24 protein-coding genes, 4 tRNA genes and 1 pseudogene are annotated in these 21,750 nt (G+C 58.5%); 17 read left to right on the top strand and 12 right to left on the bottom strand.

Going from position 1 to position 21,750, the window contains the following annotated elements; translation table 11 throughout:
- Positions 1–72: 72 nt before the first annotated feature.
- Positions 73–303 (top strand): hypothetical protein, encoded by a 231-nt coding sequence (locus B7L09_RS06145; RefSeq protein ID WP_094468160.1) that lies wholly within the window; start codon positions 73–75, stop codon positions 301–303.
- Positions 304–334: 31 nt separating this feature from the next.
- Here B7L09_RS06145 and B7L09_RS06140 read toward each other — a convergent pair whose 3' ends face one another.
- Both B7L09_RS06140 and B7L09_RS06135 read right to left on the bottom strand, forming a co-directional pair.
- Positions 335–1,768 (bottom strand): hypothetical protein, encoded by a 1,434-nt coding sequence (locus tag B7L09_RS06140; RefSeq protein WP_141213431.1) that lies wholly within the window; start codon positions 1,766–1,768, stop codon positions 335–337.
- Between the two features lie 87 nt (positions 1,769–1,855).
- Positions 1,856–2,761, bottom strand: coding sequence for a DMT family transporter (locus B7L09_RS06135; protein WP_094468158.1), 906 nt, complete (start codon positions 2,759–2,761; stop codon positions 1,856–1,858).
- A gap of 96 nt (positions 2,762–2,857) precedes the next feature.
- Here B7L09_RS06135 and B7L09_RS06130 point away from each other — a divergent pair, with 96 nt between their 5' ends.
- A complete protein-coding gene (locus B7L09_RS06130; RefSeq protein WP_094468157.1) occupies positions 2,858–3,727 on the top strand; it encodes a LysR substrate-binding domain-containing protein in 870 nt (289 codons plus the stop codon).
- 28 nt (positions 3,728–3,755) lie between these two features.
- Here B7L09_RS06130 and trhP read toward each other — a convergent pair whose 3' ends face one another.
- Entirely contained in the window at positions 3,756–5,081 is a 1,326-nt protein-coding gene (gene trhP / locus B7L09_RS06125) for a prephenate-dependent tRNA uridine(34) hydroxylase TrhP (RefSeq protein WP_094468156.1), read from the bottom strand.
- Positions 5,082–5,245: 164 nt separating this feature from the next.
- Here trhP and B7L09_RS06120 point away from each other — a divergent pair, with 164 nt between their 5' ends.
- Complete coding sequence (locus B7L09_RS06120) at positions 5,246–6,307, top strand: AI-2E family transporter (RefSeq protein ID WP_094468155.1); 1,062 nt, start codon at positions 5,246–5,248, stop codon at positions 6,305–6,307.
- On the opposite strand, the gene B7L09_RS06115 is transcribed toward B7L09_RS06120, so the two are convergent.
- The 3 genes from B7L09_RS06115 to B7L09_RS06105 form a co-directional block, all read right to left on the bottom strand.
- On the bottom strand, positions 6,304–6,486 hold the full coding sequence (locus tag B7L09_RS06115) for a hypothetical protein (RefSeq protein ID WP_094468154.1): 183 nt from the start codon (positions 6,484–6,486) through the stop codon (positions 6,304–6,306). The two genes, B7L09_RS06120 and B7L09_RS06115, sit on opposite strands and share 4 nt — an antisense overlap.
- 100 nt (positions 6,487–6,586) lie before the next feature.
- The gene (locus tag B7L09_RS06110; RefSeq protein WP_094468153.1) at positions 6,587–6,781 is read right to left on the bottom strand and encodes a hypothetical protein; all 195 of its coding nucleotides are present in this window, start codon (positions 6,779–6,781) and stop codon (positions 6,587–6,589) included.
- Between the two features lie 235 nt (positions 6,782–7,016).
- Positions 7,017–7,382, bottom strand: coding sequence for a hypothetical protein (locus B7L09_RS06105; protein ID WP_094468152.1), 366 nt, complete (start codon positions 7,380–7,382; stop codon positions 7,017–7,019).
- Between the two features lie 245 nt (positions 7,383–7,627).
- On the opposite strand from B7L09_RS06105, the gene B7L09_RS06100 reads away from it, so the two are divergent.
- Positions 7,628–8,446, top strand: a complete 819-nt coding sequence (locus tag B7L09_RS06100) for a shikimate 5-dehydrogenase (protein ID WP_094468151.1) — start codon at positions 7,628–7,630, stop codon at positions 8,444–8,446.
- Positions 8,447–8,667: 221 nt separating this feature from the next.
- The gene (locus B7L09_RS06095) at positions 8,668–9,186 is read left to right on the top strand and encodes a cupin domain-containing protein (RefSeq protein WP_094468150.1); all 519 of its coding nucleotides are present in this window, start codon (positions 8,668–8,670) and stop codon (positions 9,184–9,186) included.
- Between the two features lie 110 nt (positions 9,187–9,296).
- On the opposite strand, the gene B7L09_RS06090 is transcribed toward B7L09_RS06095, so the two are convergent.
- Positions 9,297–9,944 carry a YceH family protein gene (locus tag B7L09_RS06090; RefSeq protein WP_094468149.1) on the bottom strand — a complete coding sequence of 216 codons (648 nt, stop codon included), beginning with the start codon at positions 9,942–9,944 and terminating at the stop codon, positions 9,297–9,299.
- 137 nt (positions 9,945–10,081) lie between these two features.
- On the opposite strand from B7L09_RS06090, the gene B7L09_RS06085 reads away from it, so the two are divergent.
- Positions 10,082–10,591, top strand: a complete 510-nt coding sequence (locus tag B7L09_RS06085) for a DUF1993 domain-containing protein (protein ID WP_094468148.1) — start codon at positions 10,082–10,084, stop codon at positions 10,589–10,591.
- A gap of 186 nt (positions 10,592–10,777) precedes the next feature.
- Here the strand turns inward: B7L09_RS06085 and sstT are convergent, their stop codons facing one another.
- Positions 10,778–12,010, bottom strand: coding sequence for a serine/threonine transporter SstT (gene sstT / locus B7L09_RS06080; RefSeq protein WP_094468147.1), 1,233 nt, complete (start codon positions 12,008–12,010; stop codon positions 10,778–10,780).
- Positions 12,011–12,289: 279 nt separating this feature from the next.
- Here sstT and B7L09_RS06075 point away from each other — a divergent pair, with 279 nt between their 5' ends.
- Positions 12,290–13,444, top strand: a complete 1,155-nt coding sequence (locus B7L09_RS06075; RefSeq protein ID WP_094468146.1) for an MFS transporter — start codon at positions 12,290–12,292, stop codon at positions 13,442–13,444.
- Positions 13,445–13,448: 4 nt separating this feature from the next.
- Here B7L09_RS06075 and nhaR read toward each other — a convergent pair whose 3' ends face one another.
- The gene (nhaR, locus tag B7L09_RS06070) at positions 13,449–14,348 is read right to left on the bottom strand and encodes a transcriptional activator NhaR (RefSeq protein WP_094468145.1); all 900 of its coding nucleotides are present in this window, start codon (positions 14,346–14,348) and stop codon (positions 13,449–13,451) included.
- A 135-nt stretch (positions 14,349–14,483) separates the two neighbouring features.
- Here nhaR and B7L09_RS06065 point away from each other — a divergent pair, with 135 nt between their 5' ends.
- Positions 14,484–14,726, top strand: coding sequence for a hypothetical protein (locus tag B7L09_RS06065; protein ID WP_094468144.1), 243 nt, complete (start codon positions 14,484–14,486; stop codon positions 14,724–14,726).
- Between the two features lie 27 nt (positions 14,727–14,753).
- Positions 14,754–15,503: a TerC family protein gene (locus tag B7L09_RS06060; RefSeq protein ID WP_094468143.1), complete on the top strand. Its 750-nt coding sequence runs from the start codon at positions 14,754–14,756 to the stop codon at positions 15,501–15,503.
- A 73-nt stretch (positions 15,504–15,576) separates the two neighbouring features.
- Here the strand turns inward: B7L09_RS06060 and B7L09_RS32285 are convergent, their stop codons facing one another.
- A complete protein-coding gene (locus B7L09_RS32285) occupies positions 15,577–15,771 on the bottom strand; it encodes a hypothetical protein (RefSeq protein ID WP_094468142.1) in 195 nt (64 codons plus the stop codon).
- A 143-nt stretch (positions 15,772–15,914) separates the two neighbouring features.
- Here B7L09_RS32285 and B7L09_RS06050 point away from each other — a divergent pair.
- From B7L09_RS06050 to B7L09_RS06040, 3 genes and pseudogenes are all read left to right on the top strand, one after another.
- Positions 15,915–16,642, top strand: a pseudogene (locus B7L09_RS06050) (cysteine peptidase family C39 domain-containing protein).
- Positions 16,643–16,736: 94 nt separating this feature from the next.
- Positions 16,737–16,943, top strand: a complete 207-nt coding sequence (locus tag B7L09_RS06045; protein ID WP_094468140.1) for a DUF6021 family protein — start codon at positions 16,737–16,739, stop codon at positions 16,941–16,943.
- Between the two features lie 17 nt (positions 16,944–16,960).
- Positions 16,961–17,176, top strand: coding sequence for a hypothetical protein (locus tag B7L09_RS06040; RefSeq protein WP_094468139.1), 216 nt, complete (start codon positions 16,961–16,963; stop codon positions 17,174–17,176).
- Positions 17,177–17,230: 54 nt separating this feature from the next.
- On the opposite strand, the gene pbpG is transcribed toward B7L09_RS06040, so the two are convergent.
- Together pbpG and folD are read right to left on the bottom strand one after the other, a co-directional pair.
- Positions 17,231–18,169 carry a D-alanyl-D-alanine endopeptidase gene (gene pbpG / locus B7L09_RS06035; RefSeq protein WP_094468138.1) on the bottom strand — a complete coding sequence of 313 codons (939 nt, stop codon included), beginning with the start codon at positions 18,167–18,169 and terminating at the stop codon, positions 17,231–17,233.
- A gap of 235 nt (positions 18,170–18,404) precedes the next feature.
- Positions 18,405–19,259 carry a bifunctional methylenetetrahydrofolate dehydrogenase/methenyltetrahydrofolate cyclohydrolase FolD gene (folD, locus tag B7L09_RS06030; protein WP_094468137.1) on the bottom strand — a complete coding sequence of 285 codons (855 nt, stop codon included), beginning with the start codon at positions 19,257–19,259 and terminating at the stop codon, positions 18,405–18,407.
- Between the two features lie 274 nt (positions 19,260–19,533).
- Here folD and B7L09_RS06025 point away from each other — a divergent pair.
- The 5 genes from B7L09_RS06025 (at position 19,534) to tig (ending at position 21,727) form a co-directional block, all read left to right on the top strand.
- Positions 19,534–19,610 (top strand) — tRNA-Arg (locus B7L09_RS06025).
- A 32-nt stretch (positions 19,611–19,642) separates the two neighbouring features.
- Positions 19,643–19,718 (top strand) — tRNA-His (locus B7L09_RS06020).
- Positions 19,719–19,774: 56 nt separating this feature from the next.
- A tRNA-Leu gene (locus B7L09_RS06015) sits at positions 19,775–19,859 on the top strand.
- A 79-nt stretch (positions 19,860–19,938) separates the two neighbouring features.
- A tRNA-His gene (locus B7L09_RS06010) sits at positions 19,939–20,014 on the top strand.
- A gap of 402 nt (positions 20,015–20,416) precedes the next feature.
- Positions 20,417–21,727 carry a trigger factor gene (gene tig, locus B7L09_RS06005; protein WP_094468136.1) on the top strand — a complete coding sequence of 437 codons (1,311 nt, stop codon included), beginning with the start codon at positions 20,417–20,419 and terminating at the stop codon, positions 21,725–21,727.
- Positions 21,728–21,750 lie beyond the last annotated feature (23 nt).

Genomic DNA, 21,750 nt, shown 5'->3' with positions numbered 1-21,750 from the left:
AGCACGCCATTCCTGCGCCCGCTTCCAACGAGTACGGCCCAGATTTGCTGGACCTCATCAGTGAGGTGCGTCATGGCTAACGACTCAATGTTCCAAGGTGGAACACCCGATACCGCCCCGACCAGACCGATGCCCGGCACCGACGAGCCGACGTTGGATCACGATTCTCAACCCGGCAGGGACCCTTCGCTGGACCCGGCTGCCGCAGACGCCGATCGACCTGAAGACTGGAAGGATCCGGCCGCTGACGAGGACGTACCGCCAGCGGATGAGCCAACCCCTTTATCCGATGACAGGCGATAAACAGAACCCGGCCACTGTGCCGGGTTTTTCTTTATTCTTCGACCTTGACCAGCCTGACTCGACTCTCTGTGCCCCCTAACATGGACGAGGACAGAAAGAAGTAAGCGTAGTCTTCAAGGTAGAAAATCTTGCTGTCACGTTTGAGTTTCTGGCCAAGGTCAAACTGACAGCGCAGTTCTTTGGCGGGACCTTTCAACTCGCTGTTGACCTGGGCTGCGTCGAGCACACGCTGCACGATGCACTGCACACTTTCCCGTTTCATTGTTTCGCCATCGAGGGTGCTTCGTTCCCGTTTGCTGGCGCGCATTTCCAGTGACGCACCCACCGGCATGCGTTGCCAGTCGCCGGTGAAACTCAATTGCTGAGTGTCGGTGACGGTGGATAACGGTGGTCTGTTTCGCGTGCTCTCTGTCAGCGAATAGTGTTCTGCCAGTGGCAACAAGCCTCTGAAACTGACGATGTACCGGCCGGCGGGAGCCTTTTCCCGGCGCTCGCGCAATTGTCCGCTCTGAGCGTCGGTGTCGAACACCAGCGCATTTTCCGTGCTTGAGATTGAAAAATATAAGAGCGTGTTATTGATCTTCGACACCGTGCGCTTGAGTGTCCGGGTGGGCGGTGCGAGCTTTAAATCGGTGATAGCTTTCAGTACTGAAGTGGACAGAGGTTCTATCTGGTAGCTCAGCGCAAGTTTGGCGCGGGCGACATACGCAGGCAGTGTCGAGCGCTGCGAGGGTGCGGCGCACGCAGCGTTCAGCAAGGTCTGGGTGTCCGCGCTGCCCTGTACGAAGGCCTGCGACGGGTTGTTCAGTACCCCGCCCATGGACACCCGATCATTCGGGCCGAGCTGGAATGAGCTCAATACTTGATAGGTTTTGCGTGCGCAATCGACTTCGTAGCGCTCGCGAGTCTGTCCGAACAGTTGCAGGTTGGGCTTGTCGGTGAGCAGCACGGGTTCGTCGAACCCGCCCCAGAACCGCCTGACGTTGCCCTCGGTTTTCAGGCTGTTGACGTCGATCATCACCCAGCGAGCGGCTTCAGTGCGATGGACAATGCGCCAGTCCGACGCTGCGGTGCGCGTACAGGCTTCGCTGAAGTGCGGCTTGCTGGCCAGCTCGGCTGCCAGTTCCTTGGGAATCAGAACCGTCAACGGTGTGTGCTGGTGGCTGCCATCCGTCGTCGCGATCGGGAAGTCGTCGAGGAACAGCAGTTTGACATCGGGCACCTTGCAGTCCGCTTGCAGCTGTACAACGCTCGGTAAACCATGGCGAGTGTAAGCCGGGGTGTGGACCTGATAGCTGAGCGCATCGCCGTTACGCATCACTGAGTTTTCCAGTGGCGTTTTCTTGAACACTTCTTGCACTGTCAGAACCGGCTGCCGGTAGGGAGGTGGGGCGGGAGTCGCGGGTGGCGGGCTGGCGCAACCGGACAACATCCCTAGCACACAGGCAGCAGCGAAACGGTTCATAAGCATTTCCAGGCGATGGCGTCACGTTCTTGTGAACAGAGGACGTCGGCATCGCAAGGCGATTCTTTAATTCTGCATGGCGTGCAGTCATGGCCGGGCAGGCTGCGCCGCGATGACCGCAGGGCGCCGCTCCAGATTCAACGCCAGCACGCTGATCAGCACCACCACGGCACCGATCCCGATCATCAACGTTGGCTGCTCGCCCATGGCAAACGCCGCAATGGCCATGGCGGTGGGCGGAATCAGATACAGCGTCATGGTCGCCCGACTCAAATCGATGTGGGCCAGCACAAACGCCCAGGCCAGGTAGGCGAGGGCGCTGGGAAACACGCCCAAGACAACCACGGCCATTTGCACCTGCATCGGCGCGCTGGCGACCTTGCCGGCCAACCCCGGTAGATAAATCAGCAACAGCGCCGTGCCCGACCAGACCGTGTAGCAGACCAGCGTCAAGCCGTCGTAGCGAGCGCAATGATGCTTTTGCAATGCGAAGTAGAAACTCCACGACACCGCCGCCAGCAAGATCAGCAATCCGTGCGCATCCATGCTGCCCAGCCCTCGATCACCGGCCACCACAATCACCACGCCCATCAATCCCAACAAGACACATCCCCAGCGCCAGGCGCTGACCTGGTCCTTGAACACGAAACGCGCCAGCAGGGTGCTGAATAACGGCGTCGATTGTGCCAGCACACTGGAAGCGCCAGCGCTGACATTTTGCTGGCCGATGTTCAAAGCGACGTGGTGCAGGCTCACGGCAAAAAAACCAAGGACGAACAGCAACGGCAGATCGCCAAGCTTCGGCAGACTGATGCCCTTGAATGCGGCGACGACCGCCATGAACACCGATGCGATCAGAAAGCGCAGCAGCGCCAGGTGGCCGGGGTCGTAGGCCTGCAAGCCGATGTGGATGCCGGTCGGTGAGAAGCCCCAGCAGGCGACGACAAACGCCATGGCCAGGAGAATTTTGACGGTGTGCGTTGAGGGCTTCATGGTCGATTACCGGTGGGTTGATGCACCGAGTATCGGAAGCCTGACCATTCGCCACAACTGACTTATACTGCGGCAACTGTTCACTTTGGATGATGTATGGAGCTGGCGCAGATTCGCATGTTCAAGACCGTTGCCGAGGTCGGCAGCATCGCCCGGGCGGCGGAGCTGTTGCATTGCGTGCCTTCGAATATCACCGCACGCATCAAGTCGCTGGAAGCCGAGTTGGGGGTGGCGCTGTTTCTACGCGAGGGCCGAGGCTTGCGTATCAGCCCGGCGGGCCAGACGTTTCTGTCTTACGCCTCGAAAATTCTGGCGCTGACCGTTGAAGCCAAACGGGCGGTGGACCCTTCGGCCGAACCATCCGGCCCGCTGCGTATCGGTGCCATCGAGTCCTCGGCCACCGGTCGTCTGCCGCGCCTGCTGGCCAAGTTTCACAAGCGATATCCCGGCGTCGCGCTGGAGCTGACCACCGGCACCTGGAGCCAGCTGCTCGATGACACGCTCAATCATCGGCTCGACGGCGCCATCGTCGCGGTGGATGTCGAGCGCTCGCAGCTAAAGCGCACGCCGATGTACCGTGAAGAACTGCTGCTTATAGCCTCGACATCCCTGGGGCCGGTACGCGATATCGCGGATTTGCAGGACAAGACCGTGTTCATGTGGCCCCAAGGCTGTCCTTACCGGGCGGCGCTGGAGCATTGGTTGTTACGACAGGGACAGGCGCTGCCGATTGTCAGCCTGGCCAGTTATGGCGCGATAGTCGGGTGTGTCAGCGCCGGGGCCGGTGTCGCGCTGGTGCCCAAAGGGGTGTTTGACCAGTACGCCAAAGGGGCGGGGTGCGCGGGGTTTGAGTTCCCTGAGCTGACGGCCATCGACAACCTGTTTTACTGGCATGAAAACGCCGGGGTTCACCCGGCGCGGGAAGCGTTTGTGGCGATGTTGCGTGAGGAGTTTTTGCCCGGTTAGGCCGCAGTTATTGCATGACACAAAGGCGCTAAACGCCGTTCACATCCCGCATCAACAACCCGAACCGCAAATCCACCGCATCCGGAATCGGCACATACACCGTGTGCCCGTCTCCCGGCGCCACGTCGATCGGCTCGCCTTTGCCGTTTTGCAACTGATGCAGATCGAAGTGGAAATTCCCCTGGGGTGTCATCAGTTCCATGTGATCGCCCAGGCCAAAGCGGTTCTTGACCGTCACTTGCGCCAGGCGATCACGCCGTTCGCCGGTCAACTCGCCTACAAACTGCTGACGTTCTGAAACCGAGCTGCCGTTCTGGTAGTTCTGGTATTCGTCATGCACATGACGGCGCAAAAAGCCTTCGGTGTAGCCGCGTTGCGCCAGGGACTCCAGATCGGTCATCAGGTTACGGTCAAAGGCTCGGCCGGCCACCGCATCATCAATGGCTTTGCGATACACCTGGGTGGTGCGCGCGCAGTAGAAGTGGGATTTGGTACGGCCTTCGATCTTCAGCGAATGCACGCCCATGTGGGTCAGGCGTTCCACATGCTGCACCGCGCGCAGGTCCTTGGCGTTCATGATGTAGGTGCCGTGCTCATCCTCGAACGCGGGCATCTGTTCATCCGGGCGATTGGCTTCCTGCAACAGGAACACCTGATCGGTCGGCGCGCCGATGCCCAGGGTCGGCTCCGGCCTGAACTGCTGGACGATTTCACCGAGCTGATTTTCCGTGGCTTGCGTCGCCGAATACTTCCAGCGGCAGGCGTTAGTGCAACTGCCCTGATTGGCGTCACGCTTGTTCATGTAGCCCGATAGCAGGCAGCGGCCGGAATAGGCCATGCACAAGGCACCGTGCACAAACACCTCCAGCTCCATCGCCGGGACTTGCTGGCGGATCTCGGCGATTTCTTCCAGCGACAGTTCCCGTGACAGGATGATCCGGCTCAAGCCCTGTTGCTGCCAGAACTCGACACTGGCCCAGTTCACCGTGTTGGCCTGCACCGACAAGTGAACGGGCATCAAGGGGAAGTGGCGTCGCACCAGCATGATCAGCCCCGGGTCGGACATGATCAGCGCATCCGGGCCCATGGCGATTACGGGGGCCAGGTCTTTGAGGAAGGTCTTCAGCTTGGCGTTGTGCGGCGCAATGTTCACCACCACGTAGAAGCGTTTGCCCAGCGCGTGGGCTTCGTGGATGCCGAGTGCCAGGTTGGCGTGGTCGAACTCATTGTTGCGCACTCGCAGGCTGTAGCGCGGCTGGCCGGCGTAGACCGCATCGGCGCCGTAGGCGAAGGCATAGCGCATGTTTTTCAAGGTGCCGGCGGGGGCGAGCAGTTCGGGAGCAAGGAGCGTCATGGCAGTGTCGATCGCAAAAGCCCGCGAGGGTAATCGCCTTGCCCGCGGGGTTCATTGATCTGGATCTATGCTTGATGAACAAACGGATGGCACTCGCGCGAACCGTCGCGGACTAAGCATCAGCACGGCTCTTCAATATCAGAGCGCACTGACATGGATCGGACATGAACGAACAGACGGTACACAACAAATCGCTGGTGATTTTGCTCGGAGTGGTCACCGCCGCTTTTATCTGGATTTTGCTGCCGTTCTACGGCGCGGTGTTCTGGGCGGTGATCCTCGGGATTCTGTTCGCACCGCTGCAACGCCGGATCCAACTGAAGTTCGGCTGGCAGCGCAACCTCACATCCCTGCTCACCCTGAGCATCTGCCTGCTGATCGCGATCCTGCCGGTGATCATTCTCAGTATCTTGCTGGTCCAGGAAGGGGCGTCGCTTTACAAAAGCATTGAAAGCGGCGAGCTGGACATCGCGGGGTATGTGACACATTTCAAGCACAGCTTGCCGCCGTACTTCCAGCATTTGCTGGATCGGGCCGGGCTCGGTGAGCTGGACGGGCTGCGGGAGAAAATCATCAAGAGTGCGGTGACGGGCAATGAGTTTGTCGCCACGCAGGTCTTCAGTTTCGGTCAGGGCACGTTCGATTTTGTGGTCGGCTTCTTCATCATGCTCTACCTGCTGTTCTTCTTCCTGCGAGACGGCGCGGAACTGGCGCGTAAAGTTCGCTCCGCCGTACCGTTGCAGGAACACCAGAAACGTCGTTTGCAGCTCAAGTTCAATCGCGTGGTTCGGGCGACCGTAAAGGGCAACCTNCTGGTGGCCGTNACCCAAGGTGCGCTGGGTGGTTTGATTTTCTGGTTTCTGGACATTCCCAGTGCGTTGCTCTGGGCGGTGNTGATGGCGTTTCTATCGCTGTTGCCGGCGGTGGGGGCGGGGATTGTCTGGGCGCCGGTGGCGGCATTTTTCCTGTTGAGCGGTTCGATCTGGCAGGGCGTAGTGCTGGGACTGTTCGGCGTTTTCGTGATTGGGTTGGTGGACAATGTGCTGCGCCCGATCCTGGTGGGTAAGGACACCAAGATGCCGGATTACCTGATCCTGATCTCGACCTTGGGCGGCCTGTCGATTTTNGGCCTCAACGGCTTTGTTATCGGGCCGCTGATCGCGGCGCTGTTCATGTCGAGCTGGGCCATTTTCCTCGAAACCAAACCAAGGGTGCAGCTGCCTTAAGCGCTGAACTTCCCTTGGCCGATTCGTTGCGACAACGCTTGGGCGGCCGGCAGTGAAGTGAGCGGTCCGCTGATCGGCTCGCCGTCCTGCACCAGATACCAACAGGCGAGCAATCCTAGCTCTCTGAGCGGTGCGGGAACGGCGCTGCCAATTACGGACATGATCTGAACCTGGGACATAAATACCTCCATCAATCGATGGAGCTACCTTACGGACCTGCCTCTCGAACGGACAATCAACACTTTCGATAGTCGTCATTGACGCCAGTGAGTGTCGGGTTCAGTCGACCACCATATCAAGCATATGGACCACTTCCTGCTCGTTGAGCAGGCCTTTGCGCACCAGGTTTTCTGCCAGCAGCGAAAGNAANTTNGCGCTGCGGTGGCCCTCAAGGTGCTTGAGTTCGGTCAGTGCGCTGTAGACCTTGCTGGACGTGCACAAGCCGACAATGCGGTGCGGGTTTTGCGTGGGCATGAGGTCGTCCTTGTTTTTATCAACCTGTTGTTTACGGACAGATCCAAGCTTGCGGACCTGGCATGACATAAATATGACCGTTTTCCCCAAGTCGGGGGAAGGGCGGTCGAGTCAATCTTGCCAAACTGAACCGCCCACACTGTCCCGACAGCGACCTTGACGCGATTTTCCCAGACCTTCGCCGACGAACGGTCACAAAAAAGCCCCGCTGATAAGGCGGGGCCTGTTGAATCTGTTACCAGCGGCCATAACCGTGGGGAGGGCCGTAGTAGCCGCGTGGTGGACCGTAATAACCACGTGGCGGGCCGTAGTAAACCGGCGGTGGTGCGTAGTAGACCGGTTGCTGCACGTAGACCGGCGCGGGCTGGTAATAAACCGGTGGCGGCTGTTGTATGTAAACCGGCTGCGGCTGGGCGTAGACCGGTTGCTGTACGTAAACAGGCCGGTTGCTGTTGATGATGGCCGAGCCGACGATTGCCGAACCAACGATCGCGCCAAATACCGCTGGACCCTGCCAACCGTGACCGCCGCCAGCCTCTGCTTGCCCTGTGATAGCAAGAGCTCCGAGCAGCAAGGCAACTGTGGGGATTTTACGGATCATGATAATTCCTCGGTTCTTCGACCCGGCGCTTGTGCAATCAATAGACTCAAGGATTGTCGCGGGGATACTTTTAAGACAACGTATTTCTGAAAAACAGCACGGCCGCTGGGTAAATTTTGTGTAAGGTCTGTACCGACTTCTTTACGGCCCCGGCGAACCTGCTCAGGCACGCCGTAATAATCGATCAGACCACGATGGAATGGCTAATCCCGTCCATCTGAAAGTGCTTATGAAGGAGATGTTTCATGCAGATGAACCCCAACCGAGACACCCAGCTGTGCATGTCGCTTTCCGGGCGCCCCGGCAACTTCGGCCTGCGGTTTCACAATCATCTGTATGAACAGTTGGGCTTGAATTTTTACTACAAGGCGTTCAGCAGTCAGGATCTGCCGGGTGCCGTTGGCGGCATTCGTGCACTGGGCATTCGTGGCTGCGGCGTGTCGATGCCGTTCAAGGAAGCCTGCATTGCGCTGGTCGATGAGCTGGACGCGTCGGCAGCGGCCATTCAATCGATCAATACCATCGTCAACACCCATGGCCACCTCAAGGCCTACAACACCGATTACATCGCCATCGCCCAGCTGCTTGAAACCCATCAGGTGCCAAAAGACGCGACCTTTGCCCTGCGTGGCAGCGGCGGCATGGCCAAGGCCGTGGCCAGTGCCTTGCGCGACGGTGGTTATACCAACGGCGTGATCGTGGCGCGTAACGAACGTGCCGGGCGGGCGCTGGCTGAATCACTGGGCTACCAGTGGCAGGCGGAACTTGGCACTCAGCGTCCGCAGATGTTGATCAACGTCACGCCGATTGGCATGAGCGGCGGCCCTGAGGCCGATCAACTGGCGTTCGACGCTGAAACCATCGCTGCTGCCGAGACCGTCTTCGATGTGGTGGCGATACCCTCAGAAACACCGCTGATCGTGCGCGGGCGTGCCCAGGGCAAGCGGGTGATTACCGGGCTGGAAGTGATCGCGATCCAGGCGTTGGAGCAGTTTGTGCTGTACACCGGCGTGCGGCCGACGGATGAGCAGTTCAAGAAAGCGGTGGAGTTTGCTCGCAGCTGATCCTTCAGATTATTGGTTGGCTGTACTGGCCTCATCGCGGGCAAGCTCGCTCCCACAGAGGATTGGCGTCGTACGCACATGTTGTGATCGACAGAGAACCCTGTGGGAGCGAGCTTGCTCGCNNCAGGCAAGCCCAATCAATTGCCGCACATTTCCCGCCTATACTCCCGCCAGCAAGCAAAGACTTGCCCCCCAACCAACAAACCGTGCCCGAGGTTCCCATGCATCCCCCCATTCTCAACCTGAATCAGGTCGAACTCGAACCGCTGCCCGAAGCCCTGGCGCCCACCGGTGAAACCGCCGGCCGCTACCAACAGAGAATGGCCCGCGTCGGCCAGCAGTTGGGGTCGCAAAAGCTCGGTTATCGGTTGTACGTGCTCGAACCAGGCATGCGTGGCAGCCCTTTTCACAGTCATCGGGTCAACGAGGAGATGTTTTACGTCGTGGCTGGGGAGGGGGTGGTGCGCCTTGGTGCCGAGCGTTTTCCGATCCGCGCCGGTGACGTGATCGCCTGCCCGCCGGGCGGTCCTGAAGCGGCGCACCAGATCATCAACAACAGCAAGGGCGAACTTCGTTACCTGGCGGTCAGCACCCAGCAATCGCCGGAGATTTGCGAGTACCCGGATTCCGGCAAATACGTGGTGATGGACGACTTCAAGGTCGACGCCGAAGGCAATGCCTCAGGCTTCGTCGCCATCGCCCGCCCGGGCGACGGCGTGGATTACTGGGATGGCGAATAACCTTACAGGCATGGCGCAGATCTTGTAGCAGGGATCGTATTGGTTACNTTACTGGGATGGCGAATAACCTTACAGGCATGGCGCAGATCTTGTAGCAGGGATCGTATTGGTTACTCGAGGCGTGCCAGTCGTTCTTCGAGTGCGGAAATTCGCGCCTCAAGCTCTTCGATACGCTCTACGGATACGCCGCTACCGGCACCGCGTTCGGCCGGGTTTTGCCGGGCAGCGAGGATGACTTCGATATCCGCCGGATCACCCAACGCATGCATATAACGGTCTTCCCGTTGCCCCGCCTGACGCGGCACCAACAGCGCCAGCCCGCGCGCAATCAGGCGCTCCAGTTGGTGCACCACCTGCTCGGCATCTTCAAAATCATGCATGCGTCCGCTGCGGGTCAGCAGTTCATTGACCGTCTGCGGCCCGCGCAGAAACAGCAATCCCGCCAGAATCACCTGGGCCGGCACCAGTTCAAGCGCCTTGTCGACCTTATGCTCCCAGCGATCGGCACGGCTGCCCATCACCAGTTTGGTAAAGCCGCGACCTTCTAGGGCGCGCAGGCTCTGGCCGACCTGCCCCTGGGTGAGATTCGTCACCGGCTCGCGGCTGGTTTTCTGGTTGCAGGCCAGCACCAATGCATTAAGGGTCAGCGGATAGGTTTCCGGGCTGGTGGCCTGCTTCTCGATCAACGAGCCCAGAATGCGGATTTCCGTGCTGTTGAGGCGCGGCTCGTCGAAGGTCGTCTCTTGCTCAATGCTCATTGTTCTGCGTCCTTTCCCGGTTTCATATTCTTCTCCTGCCGNCATCCTGGCCCGCCCGACACTATCTATCGCTTCACCTGGGACCGCGCATCGCTATAATCGCCCCACGTTTCCCCCTGTCACCACACGAGACTGCCATGACTATTTCCCTGTATGCCGCTTCGGTTCCTGTTTTCCAACAAATGCTCAACGCCCTGAGCGATGTGCTGAACAAAGCCGAAGCCCATGCCACCGCCAAGAACATCGAGCCCAATGCACTGCTGCAAGCGCGCCTGTTCCCGGATATGTTCCCGCTGGTGCGTCAGGTGCAGATCGCCGTTGATTTCGCCAAAGGCGTGTCCTCGCGCCTGGCCGAGATCGAAGTGCCGAAGTACGACGACACCGAAACCACCTTCGCTGAACTGCAAGCCCTGATCGCCAAGGTTCTGGCTTACATCGGCGAGATCAAGCCTGAGCAGATCGACGGCAAAGAAGGCATCGAGATCATCACCCGCCCAGGCACCCCGAAAGAGAAGCGCTTCAGCGGCCAGTCCTACCTGCTGACCTACGGCCTGCCGCAGTTCTTCTTCCACGTCACCACCGCTTACGCCTTGCTGCGTCACAACGGCGTAGAAGTGGGCAAGCGCGACTACATGGGCGCGTTCTAAACCGCCCAGGTACAAAAAAGCCCCCGCAGCCTGAGGTTGCGGGGGCTTTTTCATGTGTAAACATTGTGCGACTACACCACAGGGTGAAGTGTTATGCCAGACGTTGCGCTTTTGCTTCTTCGCCCAGGCAAGCCCGGGGGCTTTTTCATGTGTAAACATTGTGCGACTACACCACAGGGTGAAGTGTTATGCCAGACGTTGCGCTTTTGCTTCTTCGCCCAGGCAAGCCGCAGCGGTGAACAGCACGTCCGTGGACGAATTGAGCGCGGTTTCCGCCGAATCCTGCAACACACCAATGATGAAGCCTACGGCGACTACCTGCATGGCGATCTCGCTGGGAATACCGAACAGGCTGCACGCCAGGGGAATCAACAGCAACGAGCCACCGGCCACGCCCGAAGCGCCACACGCACACANNGCCGCCACCACACTGAGCAACACGGCGGTCGGCAGGTCGACGGCAATCCCCAGGGTATGCACGGCCGCCAGGGTCAGCACGGTGATGGTGATCGCGGCACCGGCCATATTGATGGTGGCGCCCAGTGGGATCGATACCGAATAGGTGTCTTCATGCAGGCCCAGGCGTTTGCTCAACGCCAGGTTTACCGGGATATTTGCCGCCGAACTGCGGGTGAAGAAAGCGGTGATGCCGCTCTCACGCAGGCACATCAGCACCAGTGGGTAGGGGTTNCGTCGCAGTTTCCAGAACACAATCACCGGGTTCATCACCAGCGCCACGAACAACATGCAGCCCAGCAGCACGGCCAGCAGATGCACGTAGCCGATCAACGCCCCGAAACCAGACGTGGCCAAGGTCGATGCCACCAGGCCGAAGATCCCCAGCGGCGCGAAGCGAATCACCACGCGCACGATCAGCGTCACGCCGTTGGACAGGTCGTCGAGCACGGTGCGGGTGGTTTCGCCAGCATGGCGAATCGCGATGCCCATGCCGATGGCCCACGCCAGAATGCCNATGAAGTTGGCATTCATCAGTGCGCTCACCGGGTTATCCACCACGCTCAACAGCAGGCTTTGCAACACCTCGCCGATGCCGCCGGGAGCGGTGACAGCGACGTCATGGGTGGACAGCACCAGACTGGACGGAAACATCATGCTGGCAACGACCGCGACCACCGCGGCGGCAAACGTGCCCAGCAGGTACAAAAACAGAATCGGCCGGATGTGGGTTTCCTGGCCGTGTTTATGGTTGGCGATCGAGGCCATGACCAGCACGAACACCAGGATCGGTGCGACGGCCTTCAGGGCNGAAACGAAGACCTTGCCGATGAATGCCGTGGATTTCGCCACCTCCGGCGCGATCAGCGCCAGGGCAATCCCGGCGATCAGGCCGATGACGATTTGCGAGACCAGGCTCAAGCGTTTCAAGCGTTGCAATAGCGAAGGGGATGAAGCAGTCATAAAACGGCATCTCTGATTATTAGGTGCGGGGGTATCGCGACATCAATGCCAGTGAATGGCCGATGAACAAGGTGTACGTATCGCAGGGCGCGGACTTTATCACAGCGTGGTCTTGATCCTTCAGACCTGTGACGATCTGCCGCCCGCGTGATCAACGAGATCGGCAGGTTCGTGCAACCCTGATCGGAAACACTCTGTTAAGATTGCCCATCCTCATTTTCAAGTCATGCCAGTGGGCCTTCGGGCTATCGCTGGTGTCGTCGTTTTCTGGAGTTCTGCATGCTGTTGCCCATCCTTCTGTTGTCGGCCGCCGGTTTTACCGTGCTGACCACGGAGTTCATCATCGTCGGCCTGTTGCCGGCGATTGCCCGAGACCTTGAAGTCAGCATCCCCCAAGCAGGTTTGCTGGTGACTCTGTTTGCCTTCACCGTCGCCGCGTTCGGGCCGTTTCTGACCGCGTACTTCGCAAGGTTCGAGCGGCGCAAACTGTTCATCTCGGTGTTGATCATGTTCGGCCTGGCCAACACCCTCGCGGCGTTTGCACCGAACATCGGGGTGATGGCCATTGCCCGCTTGATCCCCGCGTTGGGGTTGCCGGTGTTCTGGGCGCTGGCCAGTGAAACCGCGGTGGACATTGTTGGCCCCGAATACGCCGGGCGAGCCATCGAAAAAATCGGCTTCGGCATCGTCTGTGCCACGGTGTTCGGCATTCCGGTCGGCACGTTGATTTCCGACATGTTCGGCTGGCGTACCGCGTTTGCCATACTGGCGGTGATCGCGTTTGCCAAGGCGTTGCTGCTGTTTATCTACCTGCCGAAAACCAATCTGCATCAGCATCAGGTGAGCTTCCGTTCGCAGTTCAAGATCCTGCGCAGCCCGTTGATGCAGGGTCATATCCTGCTGTCAGTGCTGGTGTTCAGCGGCATGTTCACCGCTTATACCTACCTGGCAGACATCCTTGAGCGCCTGGCCGGTTTCAACGGCACGGTGGTCGGCTGGTGCCTGATGGGCTTCGGCGCGGTCGGTCTGATCGGCAACTCGTTGGGCGGACGCGCGGTGGATCGTCATCCGCTGATGGCTTCGATGATGTTCTGCACGTTCATGATCGCCGGCATGGTGGCGTTGGTGCCGAACATTCATTCGCCACTCGGTCTGGCGGCGGCGATGGGGATCTGGGGCGTGACCCAGGCGGCGATGTTCCTGGTCAGCCACGTGCGGTTGATGAAGGCCGCGCCCCATGCGCCAGCGTTTGCNGCGTCGCTGAACATCGCCGGGGCCAACCTCGGCATCGGCCTGGGTGCGATGGTCGGCGGACGGGTGATCGACAGCGTTGGCTTGGGCGGGCTGGGTTTTGCCGCAGCCGCGTTTATCCTGGTTTCGATTCTCCTGGCCATGGCGCTGATGACCATGAAACCTCGCGAAATTTGCGCCTGACCCTTCACACCTCGGTGAACAGCTCGCGTCGGGCACCTTCGGTAATCGCCACGATGCCGGGGTGCTTGACCTTGCGCTCCACCGAGATTGCATAGAACGACTCCGTCACGGCGTCGGTCTGGCCAATCAGCTCCACGCCGTATTGGCGTTTCACTTCGTCGGCAATCACGCTCGGGCCGATGAAAATCCCGCTGCCCGATTGACCGAAAGCCTGCATCAGTGCGCTGTCGTCGAACTCGCCGACAATGCGCGGCTGGATTTGCTGCTCGGCAAACCATCGCTGCAAGCGACTGCGCACCACGGTTTCCGGCCCGGGAATCAGCAGTGGTGCGCCGTGCAGGCTGCGTGGGAAATCCTGACCGTACTGTGCCGCCAGCTCGGCGGTGGCGAAGAAGCTGATCCCGCATTCACCGAGTTTTTGGCTGTAACCCTTGATGTCCAGGTGCGAGGGCATCGGGCTGTCGGAAATCACCAGGTCCAGCCGCTGGATCGCCAGGTCGGCGAGAAGCCGTTCCAGTTTGTCTTCGCGGCAGGTGATGCGCAGCGGCTCGCTCAATTCCATCGTAGGTGCAATCAGCCGGTAAACGATGGATTTGGGCACCACATCCGCCACGCCGACCCTGAACAGGATCTGCTGTTCATTGGGCTGCGCGCGCAACATCGCCTCCAGTTCGCCGCCCAGCTGAAACATTTGCTCGGCGTAGGGCAGGGTCTGACGCCCGGCCTCCGTCAGCTCAAGCTGCCGGCCGACCCGTCGGAACAGCTCAATGCCATAGGTTTGTTCGAGCAGAGAAATCTGCCCGCTGATGGTCTGGGGCGTAAGGTTCAATTGCTCACAGGCGCGCACGATGCTGCCGGTCTTGGCCACCACCCAGAAATAATGCAGCTGTCGGTAATTGAGCATCGTCGTATACANTTCGTAAAAATCGAAGTATANCCGCTAAAAATACGAATTTTCCTGAAGTGTTTGCCTCCCTAGAATGCGTCGCTATCAGCGGGCCATCGTTTCGGCCCGTTTTGTTCTATCGAGGAAAGCATCATGAAGCTTAAAACCACGGCACTGTTGATTGCGTCTTTACTGGTATTGGCCGGTTGCGACCAGGCCGAGAAAAGCGCTCAGCAATTGATGGGCAAGGCTGCCGAAACCGCCAAACAGGCGATTGACGACACCCACAAAGCCGCCGAAGAGGCGATCAGCGATGCCACCGGCGGCCTGATCAGCAAAAAAGAACCATCGGCCGAAGATAAGAAGAAAACCGAATCTTCGTCCCAGGACATCTAAACCGTTCAAACGAGTCAGGACTGACCCATGGAATACCTTTTAGAACTCGCTGCAAGCCCCACCGCCTGGGTCGCCCTGGCCACCTTGATCGTCATGGAAATCGTGCTGGGCATCGATAACCTGATCTTTATCTCGATCCTGACCAACAAGCTGCCCGAGCAGCATCGGCAGAAAGCACGCCGCATCGGTATCGGCATGGCGCTGATTCTGCGACTGGGCCTGCTGAGCACCATCGCGTTCATCGTCCAGTTGACGGAGCCTGTGATCGATATTCTCGGCCACGCGTTTTCGTGGAAAGACATGATCCTGATCGCCGGTGGCCTGTTCCTGGTGTGGAAGGCGACTACCGAGATCCATCACAGCATGGACCCGGCACCGAATGATCCGATGTCGGCGACCTCGACCGTGACCTTGGGCTTCGCTGCTGCGATCGGTCAGATCCTGATGCTGGACATGGTGTTTTCCATCGACAGCATCATTACCGCCGTGGGCATGACCGAGCATTTGCCGATCATGATCATTGCCGTGGTGACCTCGGTTATCGTGATGCTGGTGGCGGCTGAACCACTGGCCAAGTTCATCAACGACAACCCGACGGTCGTGATGCTGGCCCTGGGCTTCCTGATCATGATCGGCATGACGTTGATCGCTGAAGGCTTCGGCGCTCACGTGCCAAAAGGCTACGTCTATGCGGCCATGGCCTTCTCGGCGACCATTGAGGGCTTGAACATGATGTCGCGCCGGGCCAAGCAGAAGAAAATAGCGGCTGAAGCTTAACCCGCAAAAACGAAACGGCCGCCTGCGCTCGAAAGAGCCCAGGCGGCCGTTTTTGTTTGCGAATCCGAAAAGATCAGTGCGCGGTCGCGTGGTGTACCGGTGGTTTATCGGTCTTGGCCACAGGCGACGATTGAGCGGGGTGGTGATGGTGCCGACGGGTAATCCGCAAAACGCCCCACAACATGGCGGCGGCCACGGCCAGCCAGCCGGAAATCAACATTACGATTGTCATTGTCAGGCTCATCGGTGCCTCCTCTTTGCCCTGCATCGGGCACACACTCTTTGCAAATGACAGTCTAGTCGCTGCTGTGTTTCAGGCTATTGACCAAAGGTCGGCTGTCATCAACCAGTTCGCTCTATCGAACGCACTCAACTGCGGGTTAAGGCTATACCGGCGTCGCGTGGCGTCCTATGATCGACGGCCAAGCCGGGAGCGTATTGCCTGGCGTCTGAACAAGAGAGTGATGATCGTGCGGGTATTTTCTCGGATTCGAGCGGCGGCGCTGATGGTGGGTTGCGTCGCAGTTTTGGCAGGATGCGCGGGGAGTGTGGCACCGGAGATCAAGCGGCTGCCGGAACGTGTCGAACTCAGCGGTACGTTCTACCGTGGCCAGGACTATCAGAGCGGACCACAGGTATTGGCCAGCATGCTGGCACAGCAGGGCGTCGTGATTACGCCCGGGTTGCTCGAAAAACCCTTGCACTTGCCGGGCGCCGAAGCCCAGTTGCAGCAGAACATGCAAAACCTTGCTCGTGAGTACGGGATGGTGGTTTATCCCCTCGACAGCCATTTGCCGGCACTGTTAACCCAGGTCGCGGCCGGCTATCCGGTGATGGTGCGCTTCACTGAAGGCACGGCGCTCTGGGCTGAACCGCGTTACGCCATTCTTGCCGGGTACAACCGTCAGAAGCAGACGGTGTTGCTGCGCGCCGGCATGAACCGCCGGAATTTGATGAGCTTCAGTTCGTTTGAGTCCTCTTTTAAAGATGCCGGCGGCTGGGCTGTATTGATTCAGAAGCCCAATCAGATACCTGCCAACGTCGATCAGCAGCGCTGGTTGAAGGCGGCGAGTGATCTTGGACAGGCCGGTCAGGAACAGGCCGCTGCACGTGCGAAGAAAGCGCTGACCGCGCAATAGGTTTCCGTTCGTCATGTGCCCGGCACCGCCAGGCACGCTTTGCCTCTAAGGGATAAGGCCTGGTTTCTCCGGGCCAGATTCCAGGAGGCGCCACATGGCACAGTCCAATACCCCTGACGGCCCGCATTCATCCGAACATTCTTCGGGCGACGAGTTGGATTTCGACCCCGATTCGCCGGACCTCGCCGATCCTCAGGTCGATCCCATCGGACCTGCCAAGGCGCCCAGGGATGTAAAGCCGGGCGACAATCCCAAGGCTCCGGCGAAGCCCTACGACCCACTCGCTGATCTGAAACCCTAACCCTTGGTGAGGTGCGTATGTCTACTGATTCGAGTTTCAACGACAAACGTCCGGACAGTGTCCCTACAACGCCCGAAGAGGGCATTGATCCGGTGATGGATCCGAACGATCCGTTAAGGGATCCATTGGCGCGTCCAATGGTGGTACCGACGGAGCATCCCCACGGCATGAGAGATCCAAGCGCTGGGGATGGCATTCCCGATGATGACCAGATGCCTTTGCCGAACGATTAATGCCAGACGAAAAAAAGCCCCGAATGATCGGGGCTTTGTTTTTTTGCCGCTGATTTATTTTGACGCTTCAACAACACCGCTCTGACGGTGCTTGAGGTTCTTGTCCGACTTGTACTGCAAGGCTACCGACGGCACGTCTGCGCCTTTGCCGGTTTCGACCCAACTGCGAATGCGGGTGGCATCGGCAAAATGCGTGTACTTGCCGAAGGCGTCGAGGATTACCAGCGCCACCTGGCGATTGCCCATGCTGGTCACCAATACCAGGCAGTGACCGGCTTCGTTGGTGAAACCGGTCTTGGTCAGCTTGATGTCCCAGTTCGGCTTGCCGACCAAATGATCGGTATTGCGGAAACCCAGGCTGTAGTTGGGTTTGCGGAACGTAACGGTTTTTTCCTTGGTGGTGCTCAGCTCGGTCAGCAACGGGTATTTGTGGGCGGCGATCAGCAATTTGCTCAGGTCGCGGGCCGTGGAGACGTTTCGAGGGGAGAGGCCCGTCGGCTCGACGTAGTGAGTGCTGGTCATGCCCAGCGCCTTGGCTTTGGCGTTCATTGCGGCAATGAAGGCCGGATAGCCGCCAGGGTAGTGGTGCGCCAGGCTCGCAGCAGCACGGTTTTCCGAGGACATCAGGGCGATCAGCAGCATTTCCTTGCGGGGCATTTCGCTGCCGATTTTCACCCGGGAGAACACGCCTTTCATTTCCGGCGTGTCGCTGATGTTGATATTGATGTACTCGTCCATGTTCTGCCTGGCTTCGACCACAATCAGACCGGTCATCAATTTGCTGACCGACGCGATGGGGACAACCACATCGGGGTTGCTGGCATAAATGACTTTGTTGGTCTGCATATCCAGCAGCAAAGAACTGCCGGAAGCGAGCTTGAGTTGTTTCGTGTCTCGGGGTGCCGCGGTGGTTTCAGCGGCATTGACCGTTGGCGTGAGGAACGTCCCTGTAAAGGCAAACAATAGGCTCAGGATGGAAAGACGGATTTTCACGCTGGCAGACTCATAAGGTGTTGATAAGCCGTTATGTAACGGGTTATTTCGTAAAAGCGCGACATTCTGGAGTATGGCTGAATAACTGTCGATGGTTGTTCAGGGAGGAGGTAAAAGTCCGTGGGAACGTGAAAAAAAAGTCATTTTCCGGCGGATGGTCGATCTTTCACTTCAGGCAAAAAGAACCCGCCATTGGCGGGGTTTTTTTGTTCATTGCTTATGTCGAGGCAGGCACTCAGCTGTGCAGTGTTTCTGCCGCGTACAGTGTGTTTTCCAGCAGGCAGGCACGCGTCATCGGGCCGACACCCCCGGGTACTGGGGTGATCCAGCCCGCGCGGGGCAGGGCGGTTTCGTACACCACATCGCCTACCAGCTTGCCGTCTTCCTGGCGGTTGATGCCCACGTCGATAACGATGGCGCCTTCCTTGATCCACTCACCCTTGACCAGGCCCGGCTTGCCGGCGGCAACCACCACCAGATCGGCACGGCCGACGTGGCCGGCGAGGTCCTTGGTGAAGCGGTGGGTGACGGTCACGGTGCAGCCAGCCAGTAGCAGTTCCATGGCCATCGGGCGACCGACGATGTTGGACGCGCCGACCACCACGGCATCGAGGCCGTACAGATCGACACCGGTGCTTTCCAGCAGCGTCATGATGCCTTTCGGCGTGCAGGGGCGCAGCAGCGGGATACGCTGGGCCAGACGGCCGACGTTATAAGGGTGGAANCCGTCNACGTCTTTNTCTGGACGAATGCGCTCCAGCAACTTGGAGGCATCCAGGTGTTCAGGTAAAGGAAGCTGAAGCAGAACGCCGTCAATCGCCGGGTCGTCGTTCAGGCGATCGATCAGGTCGGTCAGTGCTTCTTGAGTGGTTTCGGAAGGCAGGTCGTAGGCTTTGGAAATAAAGCCGACTTCTTCACAGTCTTTACGCTTGTGCGAGACATAAACCTGAGAGGCAGGATCGCTGCCGACCAGGATCACCGCGAGGCCAGGCGTGCGCAGGCCTTGCTGGCTACGCTCGGTGACGCGTTTGGCGATCTGCTGGCGCAGGCTGGCGGCGATTGATTTGCCGTCGATAAGTTGTGCAGTCATTACGCGTGATTAACCATCGAGAGGGGAAAAAAAGTGCGCGTATTCTCGCACGCCAGGACGTGAGGGCAAAGGCGCTTGGTCTGCAAATTGGCCTAACCCCTTAAATAAAATGAATTTTTTTCAAAAAAGATTTGACGGGTTTCAAGGCCCTCTATACTATTCGTCGCACTTGTCGGGCACAGCCTAGCACTGCTTAAGAAGGTCGAGCAGAATTGCTGTTCTGTAAGGCTGGAAGCACTTAGTTTGTAATCCTCCAAGAGTACAGATTAATAAGGCGCCCGTAGCTCAGCTGGATAGAGCATCCGCCTTCTAAGCGGATGGTCGCAGGTTCGAGTCCTGCCGGGTGCGCCATTAGGCAGCTTTGGCACAAGTAGCGCTATATGGTGGGCGTAGCTCAGTTGGTAGAGCACGGGATTGTGACTCCCGTTGTCGAGGGTTCGATCCCCTTCGTCCACCCCATATTTAGAAAGGCGCCAGATTAATCATCTGGCGCCTTTGCTTTAAGAGCTTCAAGCGCGGATGTGGTGGAATTGGTAGACACACTGGATTTAGGTTCCAGCGCCGCGAGGTGTAAGAGTTCGAGTCTCTTCATCCGCACCAAATAAAGCTTCACTCAAGCCGGTTGGCCTGGTTGGGGCGCAGCAGGGGAGTTGATTGNCTTCTTTGTTAATGCAATATGGTGGGCGTAGCTCAGTTGGTAGAGCACGGGATTGTGACTCCCGTTGTCGAGGGTTCGATCCCCTTCGTCCACCCCATATTTCGAGAGGCGCCAGATTTAACAGTCTGGCGCCTTTTTTGTTTTAGCGGTTCGAGTGTTAAGCGACTGCATGTCCTGAGTCGCAGGGGTGGGGTGTTTCGTCGTATTTATGTTTCTCGATGATGCCGCGCCGCCCGCCGGCCTTGCTCGCAAGACCGGCTGTCAGGGAGATGATTGGCAACTTCTTCTATATATAGAAGGATGGGTGCAGAGCCCTGGCGTGACTGGCTGTATTTGCTAACAGGGCGAGGCACAACCGTTTGTCCNNACCTATAAATGGCCTGCTGTTTTTCTACCCGTTTTCAGTAGGGTGACTTCTTGAGTTTGACCCACTAGAATGCATGCCCTTGATTCTGGGGTCGGAAACGGCCGGCTAACGTCTGTGCAACGAGGAATATCCATGCAAGTTTCTGTTGAAAATACTACTGCTATCGAGCGCCGCCTGAGCATCACCGTGCCGGCAGAGCGTATTGAGACTGCGGTCAACAAGCGTCTGCAGCAGACTGCCCAAAAGGCCAAGATCGCTGGTTTCCGTCCAGGCAAAGTGCCAATGAGCGAAATCAAGCGTCGTTTTGGTGCCGATGCGCGTCAGGAAGCTGTGGGTGACGTGATCCAGGCTTCTTTCTACGAAGCTGTTGTTGAGCACAAGCTGAACCCGGCTGGCTCGCCTTCGATCGAGCCTAAATCGATGGAAGCTGGCAAAGATCTGGAATACGTTGCAGTTTTCGAAGTGTTCCCTGAGTTCACCGTTGCTGGCTTCGANGGTATCGCTGTTGAGCGCCTGAGCGCTGACGTGGCTGATGCCGACCTGGACAACATGCTGGAAATTCTGCGCAAGCAGAACACTCGTTTCGAAGTGGCCGATCGCGCCGCCCAGAACGAAGACCAACTGAACATCGATTTCGTTGGCAAGGTTGACGGCGAAGCATTCGCTGGCGGCTCCGCCAAGGGCACTCAGCTGGTGCTGGGTTCCAACCGCATGATCCCTGGTTTCGAAGACGGCCTGGTTGGCGCAAAAGCCGGCGAAGAGCGCGTTCTGAACCTGACGTTCCCTGCTGACTACCAGAACCTGGACCTGGCTGGCAAAGCCGCTGAGTTCACCGTGACCGTGAACACCGTTTCCGAGCCAAAGCTGCCAGAGCTGAACGAAGAGTTCTTCGCTCAGTTCGGTATCAAGGAAACCGGTATCGAAGGCTTCCGCACCGAAGTTCGCAAGAACATGGAGCGCGAGCTGCGCCAGGCTATCAAGTCCAAGGTCAAGAACCAGGTAATGGACGGCCTGCTGGCTGCCAACCCGATCGAAGTGCCTAAGGCCCTGCTGTCCAACGAAGTGGATCGCCTGCGCGTTCAAGCGGTCCAGCAGTTCGGTGGCAACATCAAGCCTGACCAACTGCCGGCCGAGCTGTTCGAAGAACAAGCCAAGCGCCGCGTTGTGCTGGGTCTGGTCGTGGCCGAAGTGGTCAAGCAGTTCGACCTCAAGCCTGACGAAGATCGCGTTCGCGAAATGATCCAGGAAATGGCTTCGGCCTACCAGGAGCCTGAGCAGGTTGTAGCTTGGTACTACAAGAACGACCAGCAGCTGAACGAAGTACGTTCGGTTGTGCTGGAAGAACAAGTTGTGGATACTGTTCTGCAGAAGGCTAAGGTGACCGACAAAGCGGTCTCTTACGAAGAAGCAGTCAAACCGGNAGAAGCACCACAAGCCGACTGATCGTTTTTGCCGTTCGAAATACA

The sequence above is a fragment of the Pseudomonas mandelii genome, assembly GCF_002251635.1.
Lineage (GTDB): Bacteria > Pseudomonadota > Gammaproteobacteria > Pseudomonadales > Pseudomonadaceae > Aquipseudomonas > Aquipseudomonas mandelii_B.
Note: the sequence above shows the minus strand (reverse complement) of the source record. Positions and strands in the feature narration are given on the sequence as shown.